4 protein-coding genes and 1 pseudogene are annotated in these 3,899 nt (G+C 31.9%); 4 read left to right on the top strand and 1 reads right to left on the bottom strand.

Annotation, left to right across the window (positions count from 1 at the left end; all coding sequences use genetic code 11):
* Positions 1-275 precede the first annotated feature (275 nt).
* The 4 genes from ACFFVB_RS16175 (at position 276) to ACFFVB_RS16160 (ending at position 3,754) form a co-directional block, all read left to right on the top strand.
* Complete coding sequence (locus ACFFVB_RS16175) at positions 276-893, top strand: hypothetical protein (protein ID WP_382384266.1); 618 nt, start codon at positions 276-278, stop codon at positions 891-893.
* A 547-nt stretch (positions 894-1,440) separates the two neighbouring features.
* Positions 1,441-1,833, top strand: a complete 393-nt coding sequence (locus ACFFVB_RS16170; protein ID WP_382384265.1) for a hypothetical protein — start codon at positions 1,441-1,443, stop codon at positions 1,831-1,833.
* Positions 1,834-2,390: 557 nt separating this feature from the next.
* Positions 2,391-3,110, top strand: coding sequence for a hypothetical protein (locus tag ACFFVB_RS16165; RefSeq protein ID WP_382384264.1), 720 nt, complete (start codon positions 2,391-2,393; stop codon positions 3,108-3,110).
* A gap of 212 nt (positions 3,111-3,322) precedes the next feature.
* Positions 3,323-3,754 (top strand): T6SS immunity protein Tdi1 domain-containing protein, encoded by a 432-nt coding sequence (locus tag ACFFVB_RS16160; protein WP_382384263.1) that lies wholly within the window; start codon positions 3,323-3,325, stop codon positions 3,752-3,754.
* A gap of 40 nt (positions 3,755-3,794) precedes the next feature.
* On the opposite strand, the pseudogene ACFFVB_RS16155 reads toward ACFFVB_RS16160, so the two are convergent.
* Positions 3,795-3,899, bottom strand: a pseudogene (locus tag ACFFVB_RS16155) (IS110 family transposase); the annotation flags it as partial.

Here is a 3,899-nt window from a genome sequence, read left to right as displayed (position 1 = left end):
AGTCTCTGCGTATAAATTAACCTTATTCCTCTCTTTTGTGCTTTCTTTTTATAGGTCTTAATTTAGTGCTTTTTATTAAAATGCTAACTTAAGCCGTATATAATTTATTGCTAGTTCTCGCCTACTTACGAAAATCCTCGCGGATTTTCTATTCGGTTTTTATTTACTAAATTACTTGCTAAACCACGCAACAAACCATATACAAATACGTTAGCCATAATTTAAAAAAAATGAATTTCAGACCATTAATATATCTACTTACAATTCTAATCTTAATGTCTTTTACGACTGACAAAAAGAGTTTTGAAGGAATTATAACCTATAAAACCGAAATTAGATTTAAAAAGGAAAATGTTCAATATCGCGAATATTTCGAACAAAAATTTGGAGACACATTAAAAGTCTATTATAACGAAAATGGTGATATTTTAAAGCAATACTTCAACACGGGAGAAAGCGGTTATGATTTCAATCTTTATCTGACTTCTAATAATCACTATTATGCAAAGTGGAAAAATTTAGATACTATCTATCATTATAACGTTTCTGAACAAACTTTGGATTTTATCAATAAAACCACAGGACAATCGGAAAAAATTTTAGGAAAAGAATGCGATTATATACAAATCGAAGGATTTGAGCCAAATGGAAAGCAAACCGTAATACAAAAATATTCTTATAGCGGATTTCCTTACATAGACCCTGAGCTTTTTGAAAACTTTACGGATTTTTATACTAATGATTTGATTGAAAAAGCAAAATCGCCTTTTATGAAAATGGAACTTGATTTAGGAGATTATGTTGTGACATATACCGCTATCAATATTGAGCCAAAAAAATTAAGTGAAAATATATTTCAATTACCAATTGATATTCCAAAAAAAGAATATTAACCGAATAAAAACTATGGCTAACAACGGCTATAGTTCATTGCGGCGGAATTTCCTCTCGGAAATTCCTGCGTGTTTGCTAACTTTGGTTTACGGCGGAATAGTTCTGCCGAACCATTCCGCAACGAAACCATAGCCCAAACGTTAGCGGCCATTGCTCACTCTGCTCAAAACAAACAATTAAATCAACTCAAAAGCGGCTTAAAACATAAAAATCAATCAGTTTTTCACGCTTAAAATTTAAAATAAATACCGGATCCAAACAATGCGCAATTGTTGCGTATGACTGACCTTACTCACACTCAATATTTACCAGCGGATTACCAAACATTTCGAAACTCTTACGGCGGACGGACTTTTGTTACGGCATATTGTTGCGCAATAGAAATCTTTAAATATAAAACGGCCGCTAACAATATGTATAAAAAATGCTTATTTTAGTACCTAATCTAAAGGTCTGTGCTTTGTTTGCTTACTTCTGATTTTCCTTCGGAAAATCCTCACACTCAAACACGCACTTTCCATACATGAGACGTTAGCCACAATTCGAATGAACGACCAAATGACATATATTCTAATCGGAGGAATAGGGCAATTAGCCTTATGGTTGATGTATAAGATTCTGAAAAACCCGAAAATCTACTTGGGACTGTTTGGACTGACTATTTTAATTGCTCTTTTTGGATATCTTAATATGGACAGGGAATCACTTAAAATGGTAAATGGAAATGCCGCATATTGGACTTTTTTTCCTCTTCTATTTATGATTTACTATTGGGTATTTAGACAATTATTCTTGAAAATATTTAAGAGTGAACCTCTGATGACTGGATATATGCAAACGAGTTGGGAACAAGGAGAATATAGGAAATTACATATGGGAGATGCTATGTTTACAATTTTGACTTTAATACTTCCGTTTGTGACAACACTAATATTCTGAAAAACAAAAAAACTGTGGCTAACAATGTATAAAAATAATGCTAAATTAGTTGCTTAATCGAGAGTTCGTGCTCTTTTGTTACGTCTGATTTTCCTTCGGAAAATCCTCGCACACAAAACCGCACTATTCTTATACTAACCGTTAGCGGCCATTGCTCACTCTACTCAAAACAAACAATTAAATCAACTCAAAAGTGGTTTAAAACCTAAAAATAAATCAGTTTTTTACGGTTAAAATCTAAAACAAATATCAGATCCAAACGATGCGCAACTGTTGCGTATGACTGACCTTACTCACACTCAATATTTCCCAGCGGATTACCAAGCATTTCGAAACTCTTACGGCGGACTGACTTTTGTTACGGCATATTGTTGCGTAATAGAACTCTTTAAATATAAAACGGCCGCTAACAATATGTATAAAAAATGCTTATTTTAGTACCTAATCTAAAGGTCTGTGCTTTGTTTGCTTATTTCTGATTTTCCTTCGGAAAATCCTCACATGCAAACACGCACTTTCCATACATGAAACGTTAGCAAACATTAAAAAAATTCTCTATGACTTCTAAAGATTGGATAGAATTAATAATAAAAATTATTACATTTTGTACTGTTTCATATTTTATATTTTACAAATCATGGTTGAAATCTCTTGGAAATGAAATGGCCAAATTAACAACGAGAGAGCAACTAACAAAACTGGAAGAGAATGTAAAAAAGAATTTTAATGAGCAGTTAGAGTCTTATAAGAGTAAATTAAACGAAGAACTTTCATTAAAAATTGAACCGTTAAAATCTGAATTATCAAAAAATAATATTACTCATCAAATTCAATTTAGTTATCTACACCAAGAAAGAGGAAAAGTAACCCTAAAACTTTATAAAAAACTGCAGGAATTACATTCAGCAATGGTAAGTTGGACTGCCACATTACAAAGAGTAATAGTTGATGCAGAAAAAGAAGATGAGGAAAGAGCGATTCGAGTAAATAATGCAATCCAAGACTTCGGTAATTATTACACTAATAATAAATTATTTTTCTCCTCAGAATTCTGTGAGTTTATAGATGAATTATTCAAAAGCTATTGGGAGAAAAGCTGGGATTTTAGTTACAAAAAATCAAGAATTACTAATGGAGAAGTAACGCAAGAATATTTTGACACATATACTAAAGAAATGAGAGAAATATCAAACGATGTAAGAGACAAATTACCCGAAAAAATAAAAGAATTAGAAACGAAATTTAGAAAATTACTTAATGTAGTAGATGAAAAATAACATTTGCTAACACGGTGTATGAAAACATAGCTAATTAGTGCTAAATCGAAAGGTTTAGACTTATTTACGAAGACCGCCAAGTTTTTAATTTGGCTTTTAAACTGAGAAGTTAAATCAAAATATAAAAAATTGGCTCTGTGCTAAACCCGAAATATAGTATCTTTTTACACGCTACGTTTCATACACTGAGCCGTTGTGCCTAATTTGAGAAAATGATTGCGGAAATAAATAAAGCTTGGAATTGGAAAGAATTTAATGCAACCGAAATCATTCGCACGAATGAATTTGGAAACGTGATTTTCAAAACGGACAAAAACGAATATTGGAGAATTTGTCCTGAAGAAATTAGTTGTGAAAAAATTGCGGAATCGGAATCTGAATTTGACCGAATTTCTGCCGACTCTGAATTTATTGAAGATTGGGAAATGACAAACCTTGTGAACATTGCAAAATCGGAACTTGGAGAATTAAAAGAAAACGAAAAATATTGTCTAAAAATGTCGGCTGTTATTGGTGGAGAATATGAAAAATCGAATCTCGGAAAAATTAGTTTTGCGGAATTAATTGCTTTTAGCGGAGATTTAGGATTTCAAATAAAGGATTTGAAAGACGGACAAAAAATAAAACTGAACATAAAAAACTAGGCACAACAAAGTACTGTGGTAAAAAACAAGTAAAAACTCTTTAATTTCCTACTAAAACACTTCTATAATTATTATCATAGGTTAATCCTGATTTGGCTATGGCAAAAGCCTGTTTTAGGAGCTTATTACACACGGCTATTAATGC

The organism is Formosa undariae (assembly GCF_042427615.1).
In the GTDB taxonomy this organism is placed as follows: domain Bacteria; phylum Bacteroidota; class Bacteroidia; order Flavobacteriales; family Flavobacteriaceae; genus Formosa; species Formosa undariae.
The sequence above is the reverse complement of the archived record's forward strand: the minus strand, read 5'-3'. Positions and strand labels throughout refer to the sequence as shown.

What these genes read in the sequence shown, in the direction of transcription:
- ACFFVB_RS16175 (WP_382384266.1), top strand. Translation starts at nt 276, where the DNA reads ATGTCTTTTACGACTGACAAAAAGAGTTTTGAAGGAATTATAACCTAT.
- ACFFVB_RS16170 (WP_382384265.1), top strand. Translation starts at nt 1,441, where the DNA reads ATGAACGACCAAATGACATATATTCTAATCGGAGGAATAGGGCAATTA.
- ACFFVB_RS16165 (WP_382384264.1), top strand. Translation starts at nt 2,391, where the DNA reads ATGACTTCTAAAGATTGGATAGAATTAATAATAAAAATTATTACATTT.
- ACFFVB_RS16160 (WP_382384263.1), top strand. Translation starts at nt 3,323, where the DNA reads ATGATTGCGGAAATAAATAAAGCTTGGAATTGGAAAGAATTTAATGCA.